This window comes from Pseudomonas sp. MWU12-2020 (assembly GCF_023100605.1).
In the GTDB taxonomy this organism is placed as follows: domain Bacteria; phylum Pseudomonadota; class Gammaproteobacteria; order Pseudomonadales; family Pseudomonadaceae; genus Aquipseudomonas; species Aquipseudomonas fluorescens_H.
Window position 1 is genome coordinate 165,348 of the sequence record NZ_JALMEX010000007.1, and the last position, 20,643, is coordinate 185,990.

Sequence of the window (20,643 nt, forward strand, 5' to 3'; positions counted from 1 at the left end):
CAGGGGTTCAGAGCAGCACCACGTCATATTGTTCCTGGGAATACATGGTTTCGACCTGAAAGCGTATGGTGCGGCCGATGAACCCTTCAAGCTCGGCGACGTTACCGGATTCTTCGTCGAGTAGCCGATCCACCACTTTCTGGTTCGCCAATACCCGATAACCCTCAGCCTGATAGGCCCGGGCTTCACGCAGAATCTCGCGGAAAATCTCGTAACAGATGGTTTCCGGAGTCTTCAACTTGCCACGCCCCTGGCAACTGCTGCATGGCTCGCAGAGCACTTGTTCAAGACTTTCGCGGGTGCGCTTGCGGGTCATCTGCACCAGGCCCAACTCGGTGATGCCGATGATGTTGGTCTTGGCGTGATCACGTTCGAGCTGTTTTTCCAGGGTGCGCAGCACCTGACGCTGATGCTCTTCATCTTCCATGTCGATGAAGTCGATGATGATGATTCCGCCCAGATTGCGCAGGCGCATCTGCCGGGCAATCGCGGTGGCCGCTTCGAGGTTGGTCTTGAAGATGGTTTCTTCGAGATTGCGATGACCGACGAACGCGCCGGTGTTGACGTCGATGGTGGTCATGGCTTCCGCCGGATCGACCACCAGATAACCGCCGGACTTGAGCGGCACTTTGCGCTCGAGGGCTTTCTGGATTTCGTCTTCGACGCCATACAGGTCGAAAATCGGCCGCTCGCCCGGATAGTGTTCCAGACGATCGGCGATTTCCGGCATCAGTTCGGCGACGAACTGCGTGGTTTTCTGGAAGGTTTCCCGGGAGTCGATACGGATCTTCTCGATCTTCGGGCTGACCAGGTCGCGCAAGGTGCGCAGGGCCAGACCGAGGTCTTCGTAGATCACGCTCGGCGCGCCAATGGTCTTGATCTGCTCGCTGATCTGATCCCACAGACGGCGCAGATAGCGGATGTCCATGAGGATTTCATCGGCCCCGGCCCCCTCGGCGGCGGTACGCAGGATGAAGCCACCGGCCTCCTTGATCCCTTCCTTGGCCACACAATCGCTGACCACCTGCTTGAGGCGTTCGCGCTCGGCTTCGTCTTCGATTTTCAGAGAAATGCCGACGTGGGCGGTGCGCGGCATGTACACCAGATAACGCGACGGAATCGACAGCTGAGTCGTCAGTCGTGCACCTTTCGACCCGATCGGGTCCTTGGTCACCTGCACCACCAGACTCTGGCCTTCGTGCACCAGTGAACTGATGCTTTCCACCGCCGGGCCTTCGCGCAGGGAGATTTCCGAAGCGTGAATGAAGGCCGCACGATCCAGACCGATGTCGACGAATGCCGCCTGCATACCCGGCAGCACCCGGACAATCTTGCCTTTATAGATGTTGCCGACGATCCCGCGCTTTTGCGTGCGCTCAACGTGGACTTCTTGCAGCACACCGTTTTCGACCACCGCCACGCGCGATTCCATCGGCGTGATGTTGATCAGAATCTCTTCACTCATGGCAGGGTCTCGTTCAGGCATGTTCACGATAATGGCCGCATCTTGATTCGTACGACGCTCATTGCGCGTTCAGGTTTTGCCAACAGGGTATGCCGAAATGGCCCAACAGTTCTGCGGTTTCGCAAACCGGCAGCCCGACCACCGCCGAATAGCTGCCATTGAGCCCGGCGACAAACACCGCGCCGAGGCCCTGAATGCCATAACCGCCGGCCTTGTCCCGAGGTTCACCGCTGGCCCAGTAGGCCGCCGCTTCTTCACGGCTGATCGAGCGGAACCGCACCAGACTGCGCACCACTCGCGACTCGCAACGCTGGCCTTCCAGCACCGCGACGGCGGTCAGCACTTCATGCTCCTTGCCGGACAACATCATCAGCATGGCGCATGCGTCGGCTTCGTCCACCGGTTTGCCAAGAATTTTGCCGTCGAGCACCACCGCGGTGTCCGCGCCCAGAACGCAAAACGCCGCCTCGGACACCCGCGTGCGTCGACCGGCCTCGGCCTTGCCACGAGCGAGGCGTTCGACGTAGGCCGAGGGCGATTCTTCGGGAAGCGGGGTTTCATCGATGTCCGCACTGATGGCGGCGAACGGCACGCCGATCTGCGTGAGCAACTCACGCCGACGCGGCGAACCAGAGGCGAGGTAAAGCGGCTTCATCAAGACATCTCCCTTGTCGAGGTGCGGGCACATGCCTGACCGAATCAGTTGATTTTGTAGCGGCGGCGCAATCCACGCAAAGCAAAGCTGACCCAAGGCCAGAGCAAGGCGCTGGTCAAGGCTGGCAGCACCAGCGCCAGAGTTGGCTGGCGGTTGCCGGTCAGGGCACTGAGCCACAATTGAACCAGTTGAGCGAGGCCGAAGATCACCAGGATCACCAGGCATTGCTGCCACATCGGGAACATCCGCAGGCGTTGTTGCAAGGACAGCACCAGGAAGGTGATCAGGGTCAGGATCAAGGCGTTCTGCCCAAGCAGCGTGCCGTACAGCACATCTTCGGCCAACCCCAGGCAAAACGCCGTGACCATGCCCACGGTTTGCGGCAAGGCCAACGCCCAGAATGCCAGCAGCAGCGCCAGCCAGAGCGGACGCAGGATTTCCATGAATTGCGGCATCGGCGACACGCTGAGCAGCAGACCGATGAGAAATGTCAGCCAGACCATCCAGCCGTTACGGGAAGCAGTAGCCCCAACCATTATTCTTGTCTCCCGGTATTGGCCGGCGCGGTGACCGGCGGTTTCGCCGCCGGACGCGCAGCAGGCTGGGACGCCGGCGGTTTACTCGCTGCCGCAGGCTTGGTCGCAGGCGGTTTGCTCGCTACCGGTTTGGCCGGCGTAGTGCTGGCCGCGGCGGCAGGTGCTGCGGGGGCGGTTGTTGCTGCAGCGGCAGCCGGGCTGTTGACGATTTTCGGCACTGTGGCCGGAAGCACCGGGCCACCGCCCTGCGCATCAAGATTTTCCTGGGCCTGCGCCGCATCGTTGGCGCGCTCTTCGGCGGTGCGGTTGTCGCTGAACACCAGCAGCAGATAACGGCTGCGGTTCAGCGCAGCGGTCGGCACCGCGCGGACAATCGCGAAAGGCTGGCCGGAATCGTGGATGACTTCCTTGACCGTCGCCACCGGATAACCGGCCGGGAAGCGCTGACCGAGGCCGGAGCTGACCAGCAGGTCGCCTTCCTTGATGTCGGCGGTGTCGGCAACGTGCCGCAGTTCCAGGCGTTCCGGATTGCCGGTGCCGCTGGCAATCGCCCGCAGACCGTTACGGTTCACCTGTACAGGAATGCTGTGAGTGGTGTCGGTCAGCAGCAGCACACGGGAGGTGTACGGCATCAACTCGACCACCTGGCCCATCAGACCGCGTGCATCGAGCACCGGCTGACCGAGCACCACGCCATCGCGCTCACCTTTATTGATGATGATGCGATGGGTGAAGGGATTGGGGTCCATGCCGATCAACTCGGCCACTTCGACCTTTTCGTTGACCAGTGCGGAGGAATTGAGCAACTCGCGCAGCCGCACGTTCTGCTCGGTGAGGGCGGCAAGCTTTTGCATGCGGCCCTGCAACAGCAGGTTTTCGGTCTTGAGTTTTTCGTTTTCGGCGACAAGCTCGGTGCGACTGCCGAACTGACTGGCGACCCCTTCCCACAGCCGTCCGGGCAGGTCGGTGATCCAGTAGGCGTCCATCAACACCAGCGACGCTTGTTTGCGCGCGGGTTTGAGCAGGTCGAAGCGGGCATCGACCACCATCAGTGCGACCGACAGCACGGCCAACACCAACAGGCGCACACCCAACGAAGGGCCTTTGGCGAAAAGCGGTTTAATAAGCCGCTCCTCCCAGGCAAATGTTCTGTTTATTCATACGGCATCAAACCGGCCTGGATGAAGACTGACAGAAGATAAACGCCAACAGGCAGCACTGCAAAGTGCTGCCTGTGCGCTCACCCACGTATTGCAACCCAGCGCTTATTCGCTGGAGAGCAGGTCCATGGTGTGCTTGTCCATCATTTCCAATGCACGGCCACCGCCGCGAGCAACACAGGTCAGCGGATCTTCGGCAACGATCACCGGCAGACCGGTTTCCTGCGCCAGCAGCTTGTCGAGGTCACGCAGCAGCGCGCCACCACCGGTCAGCACCAGGCCACGCTCGGCGATGTCGGAAGCCAGTTCCGGCGGCGATTGCTCCAGCGCGCTTTTCACCGCCTGAACGATAGTAGCCAGCGACTCTTGCAGAGCTTCCAGCACTTCGTTGGAGTTCAGGGTGAATGCGCGTGGAACGCCTTCGGCCAGGTTGCGACCGCGAACGTCGACTTCGCGCACTTCGCCGCCCGGGTAGGCCGTACCGATTTCCTGCTTGATGCGCTCGGCAGTCGATTCACCGATCAGGCTGCCGTAGTTGCGGCGCACGTAGGTGATGATCGCTTCGTCGAAGCGGTCGCCGCCGACGCGGACGGATTCGGCGTAGACCACACCGTTCAGGGAGATCAGCGCGATTTCAGTGGTACCACCACCGATATCGACGACCATCGAACCGCGTGCTTCTTCAACCGGCAGGCCGGCACCGATCGCAGCAGCCATTGGCTCTTCGATCAGGAACACTTCACGGGCACCGGCACCAAGGGCCGATTCACGGATGGCACGACGCTCGACCTGGGTGGATTTGCATGGAACGCAGATCAGCACACGAGGGCTGGGCTGCAGAAAGCTGTTTTCGTGAACCTTGTTGATAAAGTATTGCAGCATCTTTTCGCAGACGCTGAAGTCGGCGATCACGCCGTCCTTCATCGGACGAATGGCAGCAATGTTGCCCGGCGTACGACCGAGCATGCGCTTGGCTTCGGTGCCGACAGCTACGACACTTTTCTGGTTACCGTGTGTCCGAATGGCCACAACCGATGGCTCATTCAGGACGATACCGCGCTCGCGCACGTAAATAAGGGTGTTGGCAGTGCCCAGGTCAATGGAAAGATCGCTGGAAAACATGCCACGCAGTTTCTTGAACATGGGAAAGGGACCCTAGGCAACGCGTGGGTAAAAAAGTGCGGCAAACTCTAACAACGACAGGGATTTTGGGCAAGGCGCCAATATGTTAAATTGGCCGCTTTTCTGTGCACCAAGCCCCACAATCGCGGCCTTATGACCGTAGAAGTGCGGTAGTGTTCCGACAATCTAACACACGGACGCCGTCCGTTCTGTTTTCCACTGGAGAATCCCGATGGCGCTAGAACGCTCCGACGTGGAAAAAATCGCACATCTGGCCTGCCTTGGCCTGAATGATGCCGATCTTCCGCACATTACTTCCGCCCTCAACAGCATTCTCGGGCTGGTCGACGAAATGCAGGCCGTTGATACCGACGGTATCGAGCCTTTGGCCCACCCGCTGGAAGCCAGTCAGCGCCTGCGCGCCGACGTCGTGACCGAGACCAATCACCGCGAGGCCTATCAGTCCATCGCACCAGCGGTCGAAAACGGCCTGTATCTGGTTCCGAAAGTCATCGACTAAAGGGAAAGAGCCTGCAATGCATCAAATGACTCTGGCCGAGATCGCCCGCGGTCTCGCCGATAAAAAGTTTTCCTCCGAAGAGCTGACCAAAGTCCTGCTGGCGCGTATTACCCAGCTCGATCCGCAGCTCAACAGTTTCATCAGCCTCACCGAAGAGCTGGCACTCGAGCAGGCGAAAGCCGCCGATGCACGCCGGGCCAACGGTGAGAGCGGCGCCCTGCTCGGTGCGCCGATCGCCCACAAGGACCTGTTCTGCACCCAGGGCATCCGCACCAGCTGCGGCTCGAAGATGCTCGACAACTTCAAGGCCCCGTACGACGCCACCGTGGTCGCGAAACTGGCCGCTGCCGGTGCCGTGACGCTGGGCAAGACCAACATGGACGAATTCGCCATGGGTTCGGCCAACGAGTCGAGCTGGTACGGCGCGGTGAAAAACCCGTGGAACCTGGAACACGTGCCGGGCGGTTCGTCCGGTGGTTCGGCAGCGGCAGTTGCCGCTCGCCTGTTGCCGGCGGCCACGGCCACCGACACCGGTGGTTCGATTCGTCAGCCAGCTGCATTCACCAACCTCACCGGCCTGAAACCGACCTACGGTCGTGTTTCGCGCTGGGGCATGATCGCTTACGCCTCCAGCCTCGATCAGGGCGGCCCGTTGGCGCGCACTGCCGAAGACTGCGCGATTTTGTTGCAAGGTATGGCCGGGTTCGATCAGAACGACTCCACCAGCATCGATGAGCCGGTTCCGGATTACTCCGCCAGCCTCAACACTTCGCTGCAGGGCCTGCGCATCGGCGTGCCGAAGGAATACTTCAGCGCCGGTCTCGACCCGCGCATCGCCGACCTGATCCAGAACAGCATCAAAGAGCTGCAGAAGCTCGGTGCCGTGATCAAGGAAATCAGCCTGCCGAACATGCAGCACGCGATTCCTGCGTACTACGTGATCGCCCCGGCCGAAGCTTCCTCGAACCTGTCGCGTTTCGACGGCGTGCGTTTCGGCCATCGCTGCGAGAACCCGGAAAACCTGATCGACCTGTACAAGCGCTCGCGTGGCGAAGGCTTCGGGCCGGAAGTGCAGCGCCGGATCATGGTCGGTGCCTACGCGCTGTCCGCCGGTTACTACGACGCCTACTACCTGAAAGCGCAGAAGATCCGTCGCCTGGTGAAGAACGACTTCATGGCGGCCTTTAATGAAGTCGACATCATCCTCGGCCCGACCACGCCGAACCCGGCCTGGAAACTCGGCGCCAAGAACAGCGACCCGGTCGCTGCCTATCTGGAAGACGTCTACACCATCACCGCCAACCTCGCGGGCCTGCCGGGCCTGTCGATGCCGGCCGGTTTTGTCGACGGTCTGCCGGTGGGCGTGCAGTTGCTTGCGCCGTATTTCCAGGAAGGTCGCCTGTTGAACGTTGCCCATCAGTATCAGTTGAACACTGACTGGCACACCCGCACCCCAACCGGCTTCTGAGGAGACACACATGCAATGGGAAGTCGTGATCGGGCTGGAGATTCACACTCAGCTCACTACCCGGTCGAAAATCTTTTCCGGTAGTTCCACCCAGTTCGGCTCCGAGCCGAACACCCAGGCCAGCCTGATCGACCTGGGCATGCCCGGCGTATTGCCGGTGCTGAACCAGGAAGCGGTGCGCATGGCGGTGATGTTCGGTCTGGCGATTGACGCCGAGATCGGTCAGCACAACGTGTTCGCCCGCAAAAACTACTTCTACCCGGATCTGCCGAAGGGCTACCAGATCAGCCAGATGGAATTGCCGATCGTCGGCAAGGGCCACCTGGACATCGCGCTGGAAGACGGCACCGTCAAACGTGTCGGCATCACCCGCGCGCACCTGGAAGAAGACGCCGGCAAGAGCCTGCACGAAGAATTCAACGGCGCCACCGGCATCGACCTGAACCGTGCCGGCACGCCTCTGCTGGAAATCGTTTCCGAGCCTGACATGCGCAGTGCCAAGGAAGCCGTGGCTTACGTCAAGGCGATCCACGCGCTGGTGCGTTACCTGGGCATCTGCGACGGCAACATGGCCGAAGGTTCGCTGCGTTGCGACTGCAACGTGTCGGTACGTCCGAAAGGCCAGGTCGAGTTCGGCACCCGCTGCGAGATCAAGAACGTCAACTCGTTCCGCTTCATCGAGAAGGCGATCAACTCCGAGATCCAGCGTCAGATCGAGCTGATCGAAGACGGCGGCAAAGTGATCCAGCAGACCCGTCTGTACGATCCGAACAAGGACGAGACCCGTCCGATGCGCTCCAAAGAGGAAGCCAACGACTACCGTTACTTCCCCGACCCGGACCTGCTGCCAGTGGTCATCGAAGAGTCGTTCCTCGGCGAGGTGCGTGCCACCCTGCCGGAATTGCCACCGCAAAAACGCGAGCGCTTCCAGAGCCAGTTCGGTCTGTCGGCCTACGACGCCAACGTGCTGGCCACCAGCCGTGAGCAAGCGGACTACTTCGAGAAAGTCGCCGCCATCGGCGGCGACGCCAAACTGGCGGCGAACTGGGTGATGGTCGAGTTGGGCAGCCTGCTCAACAAGCAAGGCCTGGACATCGACGAGTCGCCGGTGTCTGCTGAACTGTTGGGCGGCATGCTGCAGCGCATCAAGGACAACACCATCTCCGGCAAGATCGCCAAAGTGGTGTTCGAAGCGATGGCCAACGGCGAAGGCACGGCAGACGAGATCATCGACAAGCGCGGTCTCAAGCAAGTGACCGACACCGGCGCCATCTCGGCGGTGCTGGACGAAATGCTCGCGGCCAACGCCGAGCAGGTCGAGCAATACCGCGCGGCAGATGAAGCCAAACGCGGCAAGATGTTCGGCTTCTTCGTCGGTCAGGCCATGAAGGCTTCGAAAGGCAAGGCCAACCCGCAGCAAGTGAACGAACTGCTGAAAAGCAAGCTCGAAGGCTGATGCAAATGGGGCCAGACCTGAAGCCTGGCTCCATCCCCTGTGGGAACAATCCATGGCTGAAGGGGTTTTGTGGTGAGGGGATTTATCCCCGATGGGCTGCGAAGCGGCCCCAATTCTTCTGTATCTGGAATTTGGGGGTGCTGCGCGCCCCATCGGGGATAAATCCCCTCGCCACAGAAGCTGATCTCCACATTGGGTTGTTTCCACATTTGTTTTGTGGAGCTTTCGAATGAAACGCCTGCTCGGCGCCTGCGCCCTGCTCTCCTTGCTCGCCGGTTGCGCCAGCAACGACATCATCGACCCGCACGGTTACGACCAGACCGGGGTCGCCTCCTACTACGGCGCCCAGCACCACGGTAAACGCACCGCCAGCGGCGAAGCGTTCAACCAGCATTCCCTGACCGCCGCCCATCGCCAACTGCCATTCGGTACGCGAGTGAAGGTCACCAACCTGAAAAATGACAAATCCTGCGTGGTGCGCATCAACGACCGCGGACCGCATACCCGTGGCCGTCTGATTGATGTTTCACGCGAAGCCGCCGAACAACTCGGTATGCTCGGCAGCGGTACGGCACGGGTTCGCGTGCAGGCCCTCGACGACTGATGGAGCACCCGCCATTTTCGCGCTAGCCGATTTACCGCTGATCAACGTGATCGAACTGCTCAGTGGCCTGGTACTGCTGATCCTCGGCGCCGAACTGATGGTGCGCGCCGCCGTGCGTCTCGCCGCACGCTTGCATGTGCGACCACTGATCATCGGCCTGACCATCGTCGCCCTCGGCAGCAGTGCCCCGCAGATGGCAGTCAGCCTGCAAGCGACCCTCGCGCACAATCCCGACATCGCCGTCGGCAGCGTGATCGGCAGCAGCATCTTCAACATCCTCGTGACCCTCGGCCTGTCGGCACTGATCATTCCGTTACGGGTTTCGCGACAACTGGTGCGTCTGGATATTCCGCTGATGATCGGCGCCAGTCTGCTGGTGTTCGTCCTCGCCTGGAATGAACAGATCAGCCGCTTCGACGGCGTCCTGCTGCTCGCCGTGCTGGCGTTGTATCTGGGCTTGCTGCTGCGCCAGTCGCGGCACTCGGCGCGCCCGCATTCGGAAGTGCCGCAAACCCCGAAGGCGCCGTGGTTCAGCAGTCTGCTGATGATCGCTGTCGGGCTGGCGCTGCTGGTGTTCGCCGGGCATTTGCTGCTCCGCGCCGCCGTGGCGGTGGCGACCGATCTGGGCTTCTCCGAGCGGGTGATCGGCCTGACCGTGGTCGCGGTCGGCACCTCGCTGCCGGAACTCGCCACCTCATTGATAGCGGCACTGCGCGGGCAACGCGATATCGCCGTGGGCAACGTGATCGGCGCCAACCTGTTCAATCTGCTGGGAGTGCTCGGTATCACTGCGTTGATCGCGCCGACGCCGTTGTCGGTCTCGCCCAACGCGCTGGATTTCGACTTGCCGGTGATGCTCGGCGTCGCCGCGCTGTGCCTGCCAGTGTTCTATTCCGGCTACCGTGTGACCCGTGCCGAAGGTTTGTTACTGCTCGGTTTGTACCTGGCTTACGGGCTGCACGTGGTGTCGTTCACCACCGGCATGCCGCTGGCCGGCAAACTGGAAAAGCTGATGCTGTTTTACGTGCTGCCGACGCTGCTGGCGTTCCTGTTGTTCACGTCCGTACGCGCCTGGCGCCGCCAACACCACAAGAGGGATGTGCCATGACCGATTCGCAGAAAACCGGGGTTGAAATCCGCCGTCAGGTAATGGGCGATGCGTTCGTTGATCGCGCGCTGGGCAACGCCACCGAATTCACTCAGCCGTTGCAGGAATTCGTCAATGAGCACGCCTGGGGCGGCGTGTGGAATCGCGAAGGTCTGCCACTGAAAACCCGCAGCCTGATCACCCTCGCCGCGCTGACCGCGTTGAAGTGTCCGCAGGAATTGAAGGGCCACGTGCGGGGTGCGCTGAACAATGGCTGCACGGTCGAGGAGATTCGTGAAGCGTTGCTGCATTGCGCGGTGTACGCCGGGGTGCCGGCGGCGATTGATGCGTTTCGGGCGGCGCAGGAAGTGATCGACAGTTACCAGAAACCTGAGTGATGCACTGGAAGTCGGGAAGTCTGATCTGACGCCTTCGCGAGCAAGCCCGCTCCCACAGGGTTCTTTGGTGTTGTTGAAATCTGATTAACAACACAAATACCTGTGGGAGCGGGCTTGCTCGCGAAGAGGCCCGCGGGAGCAACCCGAGTCTCAGGCTAGATCCACCCACCCCACTGCAACAGAAAGATCCCGATATTGGTGGTCACCGCCGCCATCAGCGTGGTCATGACAATAATCGCCGCCGCGAGCTCATGATTGCCCTGCGCCGCGCGGGCCATGACGAAACTGGCTGCCGCCGTCGGGCTGCCGAAGTACAGAAACAGAATCCCCAGTTCCGCCCCCCGAAAACCCCACAGCCACGCGCCGAGCGTCGCCAGCAGCGGCAGGCCGATCATCTTCACCAGGCTCGAACTCAGCGCCATGCTGCCGCTCTTGCGCAGCGCCGCCAGTGACAACGTGCCGCCAATGCAGATCAGCGCCAACGGCAAGGTGGTTTGTGCCAGATACTGCCCGGAAGTTTCCAGCCAGCCCGGCAGACTGAGCTTGAACCAGGCAAACGGCGCCGCCGCGATCACGCTGATGATCAACGGATTGCTGAACACGCTTTTGCAGATGCTCCACGGATCGGACTTGATCACCGGGCTGTACACCGCGAGCACGATGGTCGACAGCGTGTTGTAGAACAGGATCACCAGCGCCGCGAGAATCGCCCCGAGGGAAATCCCGTAGTCGCCGTACATGCTCGCCGCCAGCGCCAGACCAATCACCCCGTTGTTACCGCGAAACGCGCCCTGGGTGTAGATGCCGCGATCTTCACGCGGGCACTTGATGATCGCCCAGCCCCAGGCCAGGGCAAAACTCGCCAGCGTGGCGAGCGCAAAATAGATCAGCAGCGCCGGTTGCAGCGCGGCGTGCAGATCCGCATGCAGAATCCCCAGAAACAGCAGCGCCGGCATGCTCACGTTGAACACCAGCGCCGAGGCCGTGTGGATAAAGTTGTCGTTGATCCACTCGATACGCTTGAGCAACACCCCGAGGAACAGCATGGCGAACACCGGCGCGGTGATATTCAGGGTGTCGAGGAAGATTGCCAGCATGCCGGGGGGAGCCTTTGGGTGAGCGTCGTCAGGGCTTAATGATAAGCCAAAAGCTTGAAAAGCCCCTCACCCTAACCCTCTCCCGGAGGGAGAGGGGACTGACTGAGGTGTGGTGCGTCATACATCGACCTGCAATACCGAGTCGACTATGGATTCGGCAAAGCATTTTCAGGTCGGTGTATTACTAAAATATTCGCAGATCGGCCCCCTCTCCCTCCGGGAGAGGGTTGGGGTGAGGGTAGCTTTTGCCTCACAAACCATCAGGTAATCGGCGCCGGATTGAACAAGGTGATGTCGTTATGCAGCTTGTGCTTCTCCGCCCAGGTCTGCTGCTTGCCGCTCGCCACATCCAGGTAGTAGTGGAACAACTCCCAGCCCAATTCCTCGATGGTCGCGCGCCCGGTAGCAATCCGCCCGGCATCGATGTCGATCAGATCCGGCCAGCGCTGCGCCAGTTCGGTCCGGGTCGAGACCTTGACCACCGGCGCCATCGCCAGGCCATACGGCGTGCCACGCCCGGTGGTGAACACATGCAGGTTCATCCCCGCCGCCAGTTGCAGCGTGCCGCAGACAAAATCACTCGCCGGCGTCGCGCAGAAGATCAGGCCCTTGCGCTTGAAACGCTCGCCCGGGCCGAGCACGCCGTTGATCGCGCTGCTGCCGGATTTGACGATCGAACCCAGGGACTTCTCGACAATGTTCGACAACCCGCCCTTCTTGTTACCCGGCGTGGTGTTGGCGCTGCGGTCCGCTTCGCCCTTGGCCAGATAGCGGTCGTACCAGTCCATCTCGCGCACCAGTTCCTGCGCCACGGTCTTGGTCTCGGCACGGGAGGTCAGCAGATAGATCGCATCGCGCACTTCGGTGACTTCGGAAAACATCACCGTCGCTCCTGCGCGCAGCAGCAGATCCGAGGCATACCCCAGCGCCGGGTTGGCGGTGATTCCGGAGAACGCATCGCTGCCGCCGCACTGCATGCCGAGGATCAGCTCGGAGGCCGGCACGGTTTCGCGACGGCGCTGGTCGAGCTTCTTCAGACGGACTTCAGCCAGCGCCATGATCTGCTCGATCATCTCGGTAAAACCGTGGCTGGAATCCTGCAAGCGATACAGCCACGGCTCGCTGAGATCTACCGAGGCATCGTCCTCGTGCATCACCTGCCCGGCCTGCAATTTCTCGCAGCCGAGGCTGATCACCAACGCTTCGCCGCCGAGGTTCGGGTTGCGTGCCAGATTGCGCACGGTGCGGATCGGGATGTACGCATCGGTGGCGGTGATCGCCACGCCACAACCGTAACTGTGGGTCAGCGCCACCACGTCATCGACTTGCGGGTACTTCGGCAGCAGTTCGTCCTTGATGCGTTTCACCGCGTGATCGAGCACACCGGTCACGCACTGCACCGTGGTGGTGATCCCGAGAATATTGCGCGTACCGACGGTGCCGTCGGCGTTGCGGTAACCCTCAAAGGTGAAACCTTCCAGCGGGGCCTGTGCGGCCGGTACTTCGGTGGACAGCGGCAGGCTGTCCAGCGGCGGCGCGGTCGGCATGCGCAGTTGATCTTCCTTGACCCAACTGCCGCGTGGAATCGGCTGCAACGCGTAGCCGATGGTCTGACCGTAGCGAATCACCTGACCGCCCTCGGGAATGTCTTCGAGGGTGACCTTGTGGCTCTGCGGCACAAAATCCACGGTCACCAGACCGTCCGGGAATTCGGTGCCGGCCGGTACGCCCTGGTCGTTGACCACAATCACTACGTTGTCCCGCTCGTGCAGGCGGATGTAGCGCGGCGAGTCGGAATGTTCAATCAACTGCATGACGCCGCTCCTCAGGAATGCGCTTGAGACAATTTGCCGGTGATTTCAGAACCACCGTTGGTTGGCGGCTCTTTGAGCACCACACGTTTGATCGGACCGACGATCACCAGGTAGCTGAACACCGCGACCAGTGCGTTGGCGCCGACGAACACCAGTGCCCACTTGAACGAACCGGTGGAGCTGATGATGTAGCCAATCACGATCGGTGTGGTGATCGACGCGATGTTGCCGAACATGTTGAACAAGCCACCACTGAGGCCGGCGATCTGTTTCGGCGAAGTGTCGGAGACCACTGCCCAGCCCAGCGCACCCACGCCTTTGCCGAAGAACGCCAGGGCCATGAAGCCGACCACCATCCATTCGATGTCCACGTAATTGCAGGCGACGATGCTGCTCGACACCAGCAGACCGCCGATGATCGGTGCCTTGCGGGCGAAGGTCAGCGAATGCCCTTTGCGCAGCAGGTAATCGGAAATCACCCCGCCGAGTACGCCGCCGATGAAGCCGCAGATCGCCGGCAACGAGGCGATGAAACCCGCCTTGAGAATGGTCATGCCGCGCTCCTGCACCAGGTACACCGGGAACCAGGTCAGGAAGAAATAAGTGATGCCATTGATGCAGTACTGGCCCAGGTAAACGCCGAGCATCATGCGGTTGGTCAGCAACTGGCGGATGTAATCCCACTTCGGCCCGTCCGACTTTTTGCCTTGCTTCTGATCCATGTCGACCATGCCGCCGTTGTCGGCGATGAACTGCACTTCGGCGTCGTTGGCCATCGGGTGCTGGCGCGGGCTGTGGATAACCTTGAGCCAGATCAGCGAGAAGACAATGCCGAAACCGCCCATGACGATGAACACGTGTTCCCAGCCAAAGGTATAGACAATCCAGCCCATCAGCGGCGCGAACAGCACCGTGGCGAAGTATTGCGCCGAGTTGAAAATCGCCGAAGCGGTGCCACGTTCAGCAGTCGGGAACCACGCAGCGACAATTCGAGCGTTGCCGGGGAACGACGGCGCTTCGGCCAGGCCCACCAGAAAGCGCAGCATGAACAGCGCAACAATCGCCGTGGACATGCCGAACTCACCGACAAAGCCCTGCAGCACGGTGAACAGCGACCAGCAGAAGATGCTCAGGGCATAGACTTTTTTCGAGCCGAAGCGATCGAGCAGCCAGCCACCGGGGATCTGCCCGGCCACGTAGGCCCAACCGAAGGCGGAGAAGATATAACCGAGAGTGACCGCGTCGATGCCGAGGTCTTTTTGCAGGCTGGAACCGGCGATGGCGATGGTCGCGCGGTCGGCGTAGTTGATCGTGGTCACCAGGAACAACATGAGCAGGATCAAATAGCGGACGTGAGTCGGCTTGGACGGTTGCATGTAGATGTACTCCCACTGATTATTTTTATGCGCGGGTGAATCTGTTGTGCTGCATGTATTCCCTGTAGGAGCTGCCGCAGGCTGCGATCTTTTGATCTTGCTTTGAAGATCAGGATCAAAAGATCGCAGCCTTCGGCAGCTCCTACAGGGGTGCGGTGTCAGGGTCGACACCGCATGTTCCTTCAGGAACCGATGTAGCTGGTCTTCACGACCGTGTAGAACTCTTGTGCATAGCGGCCTTGCTCACGTGAGCCATAGGATGAACCCTTACGGCCACCGAACGGAACGTGATAATCGACACCGGCGGTCGGCAGGTTGACCATGACCATCCCGGCTTGCGAATGACGCTTGAAGTGGTTGGCGTACTTCAGCGAGGTGGTGGCGATACCGGCGGACAGGCCGAACTCGGTGTCGTTGGCCATCGCCAGCGCCGCCTCGTAATCGGCCACGCGAACGATGTTGGCCACCGGGCCGAAGATCTCTTCACGGCTGATGCGCATCGACGCTTCGCTGTCGGCAAACAGCGTTGGCGCGAGGAAATAGCCTTCGGTGTCGCAGGTCACCAGACCACCACCGCTGACCAGACGTGCACCTTCGCTCTGGCCGATGTCGATGTACTTCAGGTCCTGTTCCAGCTGCGCCTGCGACACCACCGGACCGATGTCAGTGCCAGATTTCAGCGCGTGGCCGACCTTGATCGACTTCATGCGTTCGGCCATCGCCTCGACGAATTTGTCGTGAATCCCGGCGGTGACGATCAAGCGGCTCGACGCCGTGCAACGCTGGCCGGTGGAGTAGAACGCGCTCTGCACCGACAGCTCGACCGCTTGTTTGAGGTCGGCGTCGTCGAGAATGATCTGCGGGTTCTTGCCACCCATTTCCAGCTGCACCTTGGCTTGGCGCGACACGCAATTAACGGCGATCTGCCGACCCACGCCGACCGAACCGGTGAAGCTGATGCCATCGACTTTCGGGCTGTTGACCAGCGCTTCGCCGACTACCCGGCCGCTGCCCATCACCAGGTTGAACACGCCGGCCGGGAAGCCTGCGCGGGAGATGATTTCCGCCAGCGCCCAGGCGCAGCCCGGCACCAGGTCCGCCGGTTTCAAGACCACGCAGTTGCCGTAGGCCAGGGCCGGGGCGATCTTCCATGCAGGGATGGCAATCGGGAAGTTCCACGGGGTGATCAGACCGACCACGCCGAGGGCTTCGCGGGTCACTTCGACGTTGACGCCCGGGCGCACCGACGGCACGTAGTCGCCGGACAGCCGCAGACATTCACCGGCGAAGAACTTGAAGATGTTGCCGGCGCGGGTCACTTCGCCGATGGCTTCGGGCAGGGTCTTGCCCTCTTCCCGGGCCAGCAGGGTGCCGAGTTCTTCGCGACGGGCGAGGATTTCCGTGCCGACTTTATCCAGCGCATCGTGACGGGCCTGAATACCGGACGTCGACCACGCCGGGAACGCGGCACGGGCGGCATCGATGGCGGCGTGAACCTGAGTCAGGTCAGCCTTGGCGTAGTCGCCGATGGTGTCGCTCAACTCGGACGGGTTGATGTTCGCCGAGTAATCGGCACCGGCGACCCATTCACCGTTGATGTAGTTGTCGTAACGCTTGGAATCAGCCACAGAAAATTCTCCTCTCTACGCAAAAGCCGCTGATTGCTCAGCGGCCTTGTGGGTCGGTGTTTATTGCGCGCCTTGCTTGTCGATCAGTGCGGCGAGCATTTCGAATTCTTCGCCGGTCAGGTCGGTCAGCGGCGCCCGTACCGGGCCTGCGTCATAGCCGGCAATCTTGGCCCCGGCCTTGACGATGCTCACGGCGTAACCGGCTTTGCGGTTGCGGATGTCGAGGTACGGCAGGAAGAAGTCGTCGATGATCTTGCCGACGGTGGCGTGATCGTCGCGGGCAATCGCGTGGTAGAAATCCATCGCGGTTTTCGGAATGAAGTTGAACACCGCCGACGAGTAAACCGGCACGCCCAGCGCCTTGTAGGCGGCGGCGTAGACTTCAGCGGTCGGCAGGCCGCCGAGGTAGCTGAAGCGATCGCCGAGGCGACGACGGATCGACACCATCAACTCGATATCGCCCAGACCGTCCTTGTAGCCGATCAGGTTCGGGCAGCGCTCGGCCAGACGTTCCAGCAGTGGCGCGGTCAGGCGGCAGACGTTGCGGTTGTAGACCACCACGCCGATGTTCACCGATTTGCACACGGCTTCAACGTGGGCGGCGACGCCGTCCTGGCTGGCTTCGGTCAGGTAATGCGGCAGCAGCAACAGGCCTTTGGCGCCCAGACGCTCGGCTTCCTGAGCGTACTCGATGGCTTGACGGGTCGAACCGCCGACACCGGCCAGAATCGGCACGCTGGTGGCGCAGGTGTCGACCGCGGTCTTGATGATTTCCGAGTATTCGCTGGCTGCCAGGGAGAAGAACTCACCGGTGCCACCGGCGGCGAACAGTGCCGAAGCGCCATACGGGGCCAGCCATTCCAGACGCTTGATATAGCTGGCGGGGTTGAAATCGCCCTGGGCGTTGAAATCGGTGACCGGGAACGACAACAGACCGGCGGAGAGGATGGACTTCAGTTCTTGTGGATTCATTTTTCGAACACCCTGGGTAGCAACATTTTTTGTGAGTTTTATGATTCAGCCAGCGCTGAAGTTGTAGGTCATCGTACAACCTAAAAGACAACCGTCAACTGCATTTCATCGTTGCCCCACGCTTTTTGTCGGACAAGATCCCTTCTTGACGTAGGAAAAATCTGGTCTAGGCTCGATTAGACTGTATATCCATACAGTTAAAAATAAATCCACCGACGGCATATCAAGGAGCAAGAAATGTCCGGACCGCACCCAAAACCACAGGAAAGACCCAAACCGCTGATCGCTCGTTTCGATGATCTTTTCACGGAAAACGGCATCCACTTCAGCGCCGACAATCCGCATCTGGTGTTGCACATCGCCGACGCCCACAGCGATGTCGAACCGCTAAGCGCCCTGCCCGGCAACACCCTCAAAGGCAAGCCCAAACTGCGCTTCGAAGGTGGCGAACACACGGCCATCGGCAACAACACCCTGCTGCGCCTTGCTGAAAACGCTGAACCGATCCGCGCGCAAAACGTGCCGTTGCACCTGCCCAACGGCCTCGCGCTCACCTATGGTCAGGTGCTGGCGCTGGGCGGTGATTTCTACGGCGTGGTTGATCGACCGATCAACGAAGGTGCGACCCCGGCCGATCGCCTGAACCGGTTCAATGCCGCCTTCGACTCCCTCGCAATACTGCCGGCCTCGCGCGCCGAGGCCACGCAGATTCTCGCGGTCATGCAAAAAGAGATCGACGCGGTTAAACAAGCGATCCAGGACGGTAAACCGGCGCACGAAGCCTACGACGCACTGGGAGATACGTTGTCCGAAGAGTGGAACAAGATCACTGGTGGCGGCAGTTTCGTCTCCGCGCTGATCCCGCTCGGGCGTTATCTGAAACTGGCGGCGAACAACGCCGACCACTTCGGCGAATGGGCGAGACTGGCCTATATCGCCGGTCACACCGCCGCCCTGCAAACCGCCATCGCCGCCCGCGCCAGTCAGGATAAACAGCAACTGGAGCGCGCCTACGCGATGAACGCGTTTGCCGACCACTTCCTCACCGACCTGTTCTCATCCGGCCACTTGCGAGTACCGCGCAAGGAGCTTGCCGCGGTGGTGACCCCGAGCGATCTGGGTTCACTGATCACCCGTTTCATGCACGACGAGGACAGCAAATTCGGCCTCAAGGTGGGTAACGCCCATGGCGATCAATGGCGCGCATACGGCGACAAGCGCTACTTCGAAGCCAGCGACGCGGACAACCGCACCCAGGTCAATCTGGCGGTGCAGGCCTCGGCGGATGAGGTGTTTGCCGCTTACTTGAGCGGCACGCTGCCCGCCCCGTCCACATTCGCCGCACTGCAACGCGTGCCCGACCTGACGGCGGTGCTGAATATTTCCAATAACTTCGCGCCGCTGTTCCGCGTCGAGGGCGGCAAAGTCTTGCGCCGCAAAGATGTGAACAACCTCAACGATACCGCCACCGTCGACAACTGGTGGGGCTGGAGCACCTACCTGCTGCTCAAGGACTATCACCCGAGCGGCAACGTCAATTAAGGAGAATGGGCATGACGATCAAATTGAAACTGGAACTGGCGTCGGGGCAATCGCTGCAAGGTGCGCCGCTGGAGTTGCTGGCCGATGGCAAGCCGATTGCGCGGGGGGTTGTGGATCAATCAGGCGAGGTGGCGTTTGCTGCCAAGCCGGGTAAAGCGAAACTGGCGGTGAGGGTGGATCGCTCGATATTGCCGCGCTGAATTCACGGGCCCCTTCGCGAGCAAGCCCGCTCCCACAGTTGAAATGCATTCCAGAGTGGGCGCGGGCTTGCTCGCGATGGCAGTTTTTCCGATAGCGCAAACCTCGAGTGATTACGACCGTTCGTCGAGACTGGTATTTCTTACAGGTGCCGGCGTAATCCGCTTCCGGCTTCAATGTTCAAGGAGTTAACGAACCGGCTCTGCCAGGTAACGCCGTAATCAGCGTGCCTTGAACGGTTTGATGGATATTGAAACGGAGTTTGATCATGACTGCACAAGCTAAAGCTTTGGCTGCGCCAAGTCTCAGGGAAGCAGAAGACGGAAAACTTTATGTTGGCAAACTGACGGGAGATGCCCACGGAGAAGTGCCGCCCTACCCTCATGCATCTGTCGGTGACGAAATTACTTTTTATGTCGTGACCACCTCCGGTAACACGTGGCAAGACCATCACGTACTGACTGCGCCCGAGTTAGGAATGCAAATCACTTTCTCAATCCCCAAAGATGTTTTTGAAAAGAAACTGACTCCCGAAGCGACTGCCGATCTCCACTACATCACTAAACGTCTCAATCAGGCGCCTGAGAAATCACCGACTCTGCACATTAAACTGGAGCTGTAACCTTTCACCCCTGCGCCTGCGCCTCTTCATGGGCCTGGCGCAGTCTCTCGCGGCTGTTGGTCAAATGCAGACGCATCGCCGCCCGCGCCGCATCGGCATCCTGGCGGGCAATCGCTTCGTAGATTTCCTCGTGTTCCCGGCTCAGGCGGTTCATGTAGTGCTGCTGATCGTCATGGGCCAGGCGCGCAGAATTCAGCCGCGTACGCGGAATGATGCTGGTGCCCAGGTGGGTCATGATGTCGGTGAAGTAGCGGTTGCCGGTGGACAGGGCGATTTCCAGATGGAAAGCGAAGTCCGAGGCCACCGCATCGCTGGCGTGGGCCACGCTGTCGTTCAGCGCATCGAGGGCGGCGCGCATGGTTGCAAGTTGTTCGGGGCTGCGGCGTTGCGCGGCGAGGCCGGCGGACTCCACTTCCAGGCTGATGCGCAATTCGAGAATCGCCAGCACATCACGCAACGTGACAACCGTCGCCGGGTCGATGCGAAAACCGCTCGGGCTCGGGGTGTCCAGCACAAACGTGCCGATGCCATGGCGGGTTTCCACCTGGCCAGCGGCCTGCAAGCGGGAAATCGCCTCACGCACCACGGTGCGGCTGACGCCATGTTCCTGCATGATCGCCGACTCGGTGGGCAGCTTGTCGCCGCGCTTGAGCAGACCGTCGCGGATCTGCTCGGTCAGCACCGTCACCAGCTCCTGGGCGAGGCTGCGGCGCTTGCGCGGGAGGCGTGGGGTGTCGATCGGGTTTTCCATGGTCTACGTCTTGTCTCGAAATTTCGGCTTGGTGGGCATCATAGCGCAGGCGGGTTGTACGATCACTTACCACGCGTACCCCCTGTGGGAGCGGGCTTGCTCGCGAAGGCGGTGTGTCAGGCAACCGATTTGTCGACTGAATGGACGCCTTCGCGAGCAAGCCCGCTCCCAC

20 protein-coding genes and 1 pseudogene are annotated in these 20,643 nt (G+C 60.8%); 9 read left to right on the forward strand and 12 right to left on the reverse strand.

The window, feature by feature from the left end:
* Positions 1–7: 7 nt before the first annotated feature.
* From rng to mreB, 5 genes are all read right to left on the reverse strand, one after another.
* Positions 8–1,465 carry a ribonuclease G gene (gene rng, locus M0814_RS17735; protein WP_003221665.1) on the reverse strand — a complete coding sequence of 486 codons (1,458 nt, stop codon included), beginning with the start codon at positions 1,463–1,465 and terminating at the stop codon, positions 8–10.
* A gap of 58 nt (positions 1,466–1,523) precedes the next feature.
* On the reverse strand, positions 1,524–2,120 hold the full coding sequence (locus tag M0814_RS17740) for a Maf family protein (protein ID WP_103485936.1): 597 nt from the start codon (positions 2,118–2,120) through the stop codon (positions 1,524–1,526).
* Between the two features lie 44 nt (positions 2,121–2,164).
* Positions 2,165–2,656, reverse strand: a complete 492-nt coding sequence (gene mreD, locus M0814_RS17745) for a rod shape-determining protein MreD (RefSeq protein ID WP_003221660.1) — start codon at positions 2,654–2,656, stop codon at positions 2,165–2,167.
* A complete protein-coding gene (gene mreC / locus M0814_RS17750; RefSeq protein WP_080593219.1) occupies positions 2,656–3,780 on the reverse strand; it encodes a rod shape-determining protein MreC in 1,125 nt (374 codons plus the stop codon). The genes mreD and mreC overlap by 1 nt, the downstream gene beginning before the upstream one ends.
* Positions 3,781–3,921: 141 nt before the next feature.
* Positions 3,922–4,959 carry a rod shape-determining protein MreB gene (gene mreB / locus M0814_RS17755; RefSeq protein ID WP_002555108.1) on the reverse strand — a complete coding sequence of 346 codons (1,038 nt, stop codon included), beginning with the start codon at positions 4,957–4,959 and terminating at the stop codon, positions 3,922–3,924.
* A 211-nt stretch (positions 4,960–5,170) separates the two neighbouring features.
* Between mreB and gatC the strand changes: the two genes are divergently transcribed.
* The 6 genes from gatC (at position 5,171) to M0814_RS17785 (ending at position 10,471) form a co-directional block, all read left to right on the forward strand.
* Complete coding sequence (gene gatC / locus M0814_RS17760; RefSeq protein WP_003221657.1) at positions 5,171–5,458, forward strand: Asp-tRNA(Asn)/Glu-tRNA(Gln) amidotransferase subunit GatC; 288 nt, start codon at positions 5,171–5,173, stop codon at positions 5,456–5,458.
* A 16-nt stretch (positions 5,459–5,474) separates the two neighbouring features.
* Positions 5,475–6,926: an Asp-tRNA(Asn)/Glu-tRNA(Gln) amidotransferase subunit GatA gene (gene gatA / locus M0814_RS17765; protein ID WP_003221655.1), complete on the forward strand. Its 1,452-nt coding sequence runs from the start codon at positions 5,475–5,477 to the stop codon at positions 6,924–6,926.
* Positions 6,927–6,936: 10 nt separating this feature from the next.
* Positions 6,937–8,382, forward strand: a complete 1,446-nt coding sequence (gatB, locus tag M0814_RS17770; RefSeq protein WP_003221653.1) for an Asp-tRNA(Asn)/Glu-tRNA(Gln) amidotransferase subunit GatB — start codon at positions 6,937–6,939, stop codon at positions 8,380–8,382.
* 229 nt (positions 8,383–8,611) lie between these two features.
* A complete protein-coding gene (locus M0814_RS17775) occupies positions 8,612–8,986 on the forward strand; it encodes a septal ring lytic transglycosylase RlpA family protein (protein WP_003221651.1) in 375 nt (124 codons plus the stop codon).
* Between the two features lie 46 nt (positions 8,987–9,032).
* Positions 9,033–10,094, forward strand: coding sequence for a calcium/sodium antiporter (locus tag M0814_RS17780; protein WP_103485935.1), 1,062 nt, complete (start codon positions 9,033–9,035; stop codon positions 10,092–10,094).
* A complete protein-coding gene (locus tag M0814_RS17785) occupies positions 10,091–10,471 on the forward strand; it encodes a carboxymuconolactone decarboxylase family protein (protein WP_103485934.1) in 381 nt (126 codons plus the stop codon). The genes M0814_RS17780 and M0814_RS17785 overlap by 4 nt, the downstream gene beginning before the upstream one ends.
* Positions 10,472–10,626: 155 nt before the next feature.
* Here M0814_RS17785 and M0814_RS17790 read toward each other — a convergent pair whose 3' ends face one another.
* The 5 genes from M0814_RS17790 to kdgD all read right to left on the reverse strand — a co-directional run bounded on the left by M0814_RS17790 (position 10,627) and on the right by kdgD (position 17,358).
* Entirely contained in the window at positions 10,627–11,568 is a 942-nt protein-coding gene (locus tag M0814_RS17790; RefSeq protein WP_103485933.1) for an AEC family transporter, read from the reverse strand.
* A gap of 260 nt (positions 11,569–11,828) precedes the next feature.
* On the reverse strand, positions 11,829–13,382 hold the full coding sequence (garD, locus tag M0814_RS17795; protein WP_103485932.1) for a galactarate dehydratase: 1,554 nt from the start codon (positions 13,380–13,382) through the stop codon (positions 11,829–11,831).
* A gap of 11 nt (positions 13,383–13,393) precedes the next feature.
* The gene (locus M0814_RS17800) at positions 13,394–14,758 is read right to left on the reverse strand and encodes an MFS transporter (RefSeq protein WP_003221643.1); all 1,365 of its coding nucleotides are present in this window, start codon (positions 14,756–14,758) and stop codon (positions 13,394–13,396) included.
* Positions 14,759–14,940: 182 nt separating this feature from the next.
* A complete protein-coding gene (locus M0814_RS17805) occupies positions 14,941–16,386 on the reverse strand; it encodes an aldehyde dehydrogenase family protein (protein ID WP_103485931.1) in 1,446 nt (481 codons plus the stop codon).
* Positions 16,387–16,446: 60 nt separating this feature from the next.
* The gene (gene kdgD, locus M0814_RS17810) at positions 16,447–17,358 is read right to left on the reverse strand and encodes a 5-dehydro-4-deoxyglucarate dehydratase (protein ID WP_103485930.1); all 912 of its coding nucleotides are present in this window, start codon (positions 17,356–17,358) and stop codon (positions 16,447–16,449) included.
* Between the two features lie 237 nt (positions 17,359–17,595).
* Here kdgD and M0814_RS17815 point away from each other — a divergent pair, with 237 nt between their 5' ends.
* From M0814_RS17815 to M0814_RS17825, 3 genes are all read left to right on the forward strand, one after another.
* Positions 17,596–18,900 carry a phospholipase gene (locus M0814_RS17815; protein WP_103485929.1) on the forward strand — a complete coding sequence of 435 codons (1,305 nt, stop codon included), beginning with the start codon at positions 17,596–17,598 and terminating at the stop codon, positions 18,898–18,900.
* An 11-nt stretch (positions 18,901–18,911) separates the two neighbouring features.
* Positions 18,912–19,100 carry a hypothetical protein gene (locus tag M0814_RS17820; RefSeq protein WP_103485928.1) on the forward strand — a complete coding sequence of 63 codons (189 nt, stop codon included), beginning with the start codon at positions 18,912–18,914 and terminating at the stop codon, positions 19,098–19,100.
* A gap of 266 nt (positions 19,101–19,366) precedes the next feature.
* Positions 19,367–19,720 carry a hypothetical protein gene (locus M0814_RS17825; RefSeq protein WP_103485927.1) on the forward strand — a complete coding sequence of 118 codons (354 nt, stop codon included), beginning with the start codon at positions 19,367–19,369 and terminating at the stop codon, positions 19,718–19,720.
* A 4-nt stretch (positions 19,721–19,724) separates the two neighbouring features.
* Here M0814_RS17825 and M0814_RS17830 read toward each other — a convergent pair whose 3' ends face one another.
* Positions 19,725–20,471, reverse strand: a complete 747-nt coding sequence (locus M0814_RS17830) for a FadR/GntR family transcriptional regulator (protein WP_103485926.1) — start codon at positions 20,469–20,471, stop codon at positions 19,725–19,727.
* Positions 20,472–20,553: 82 nt separating this feature from the next.
* Positions 20,554–20,643 (reverse strand): annotated as a pseudogene (locus tag M0814_RS29180) (metal ABC transporter ATP-binding protein); the annotation flags it as partial.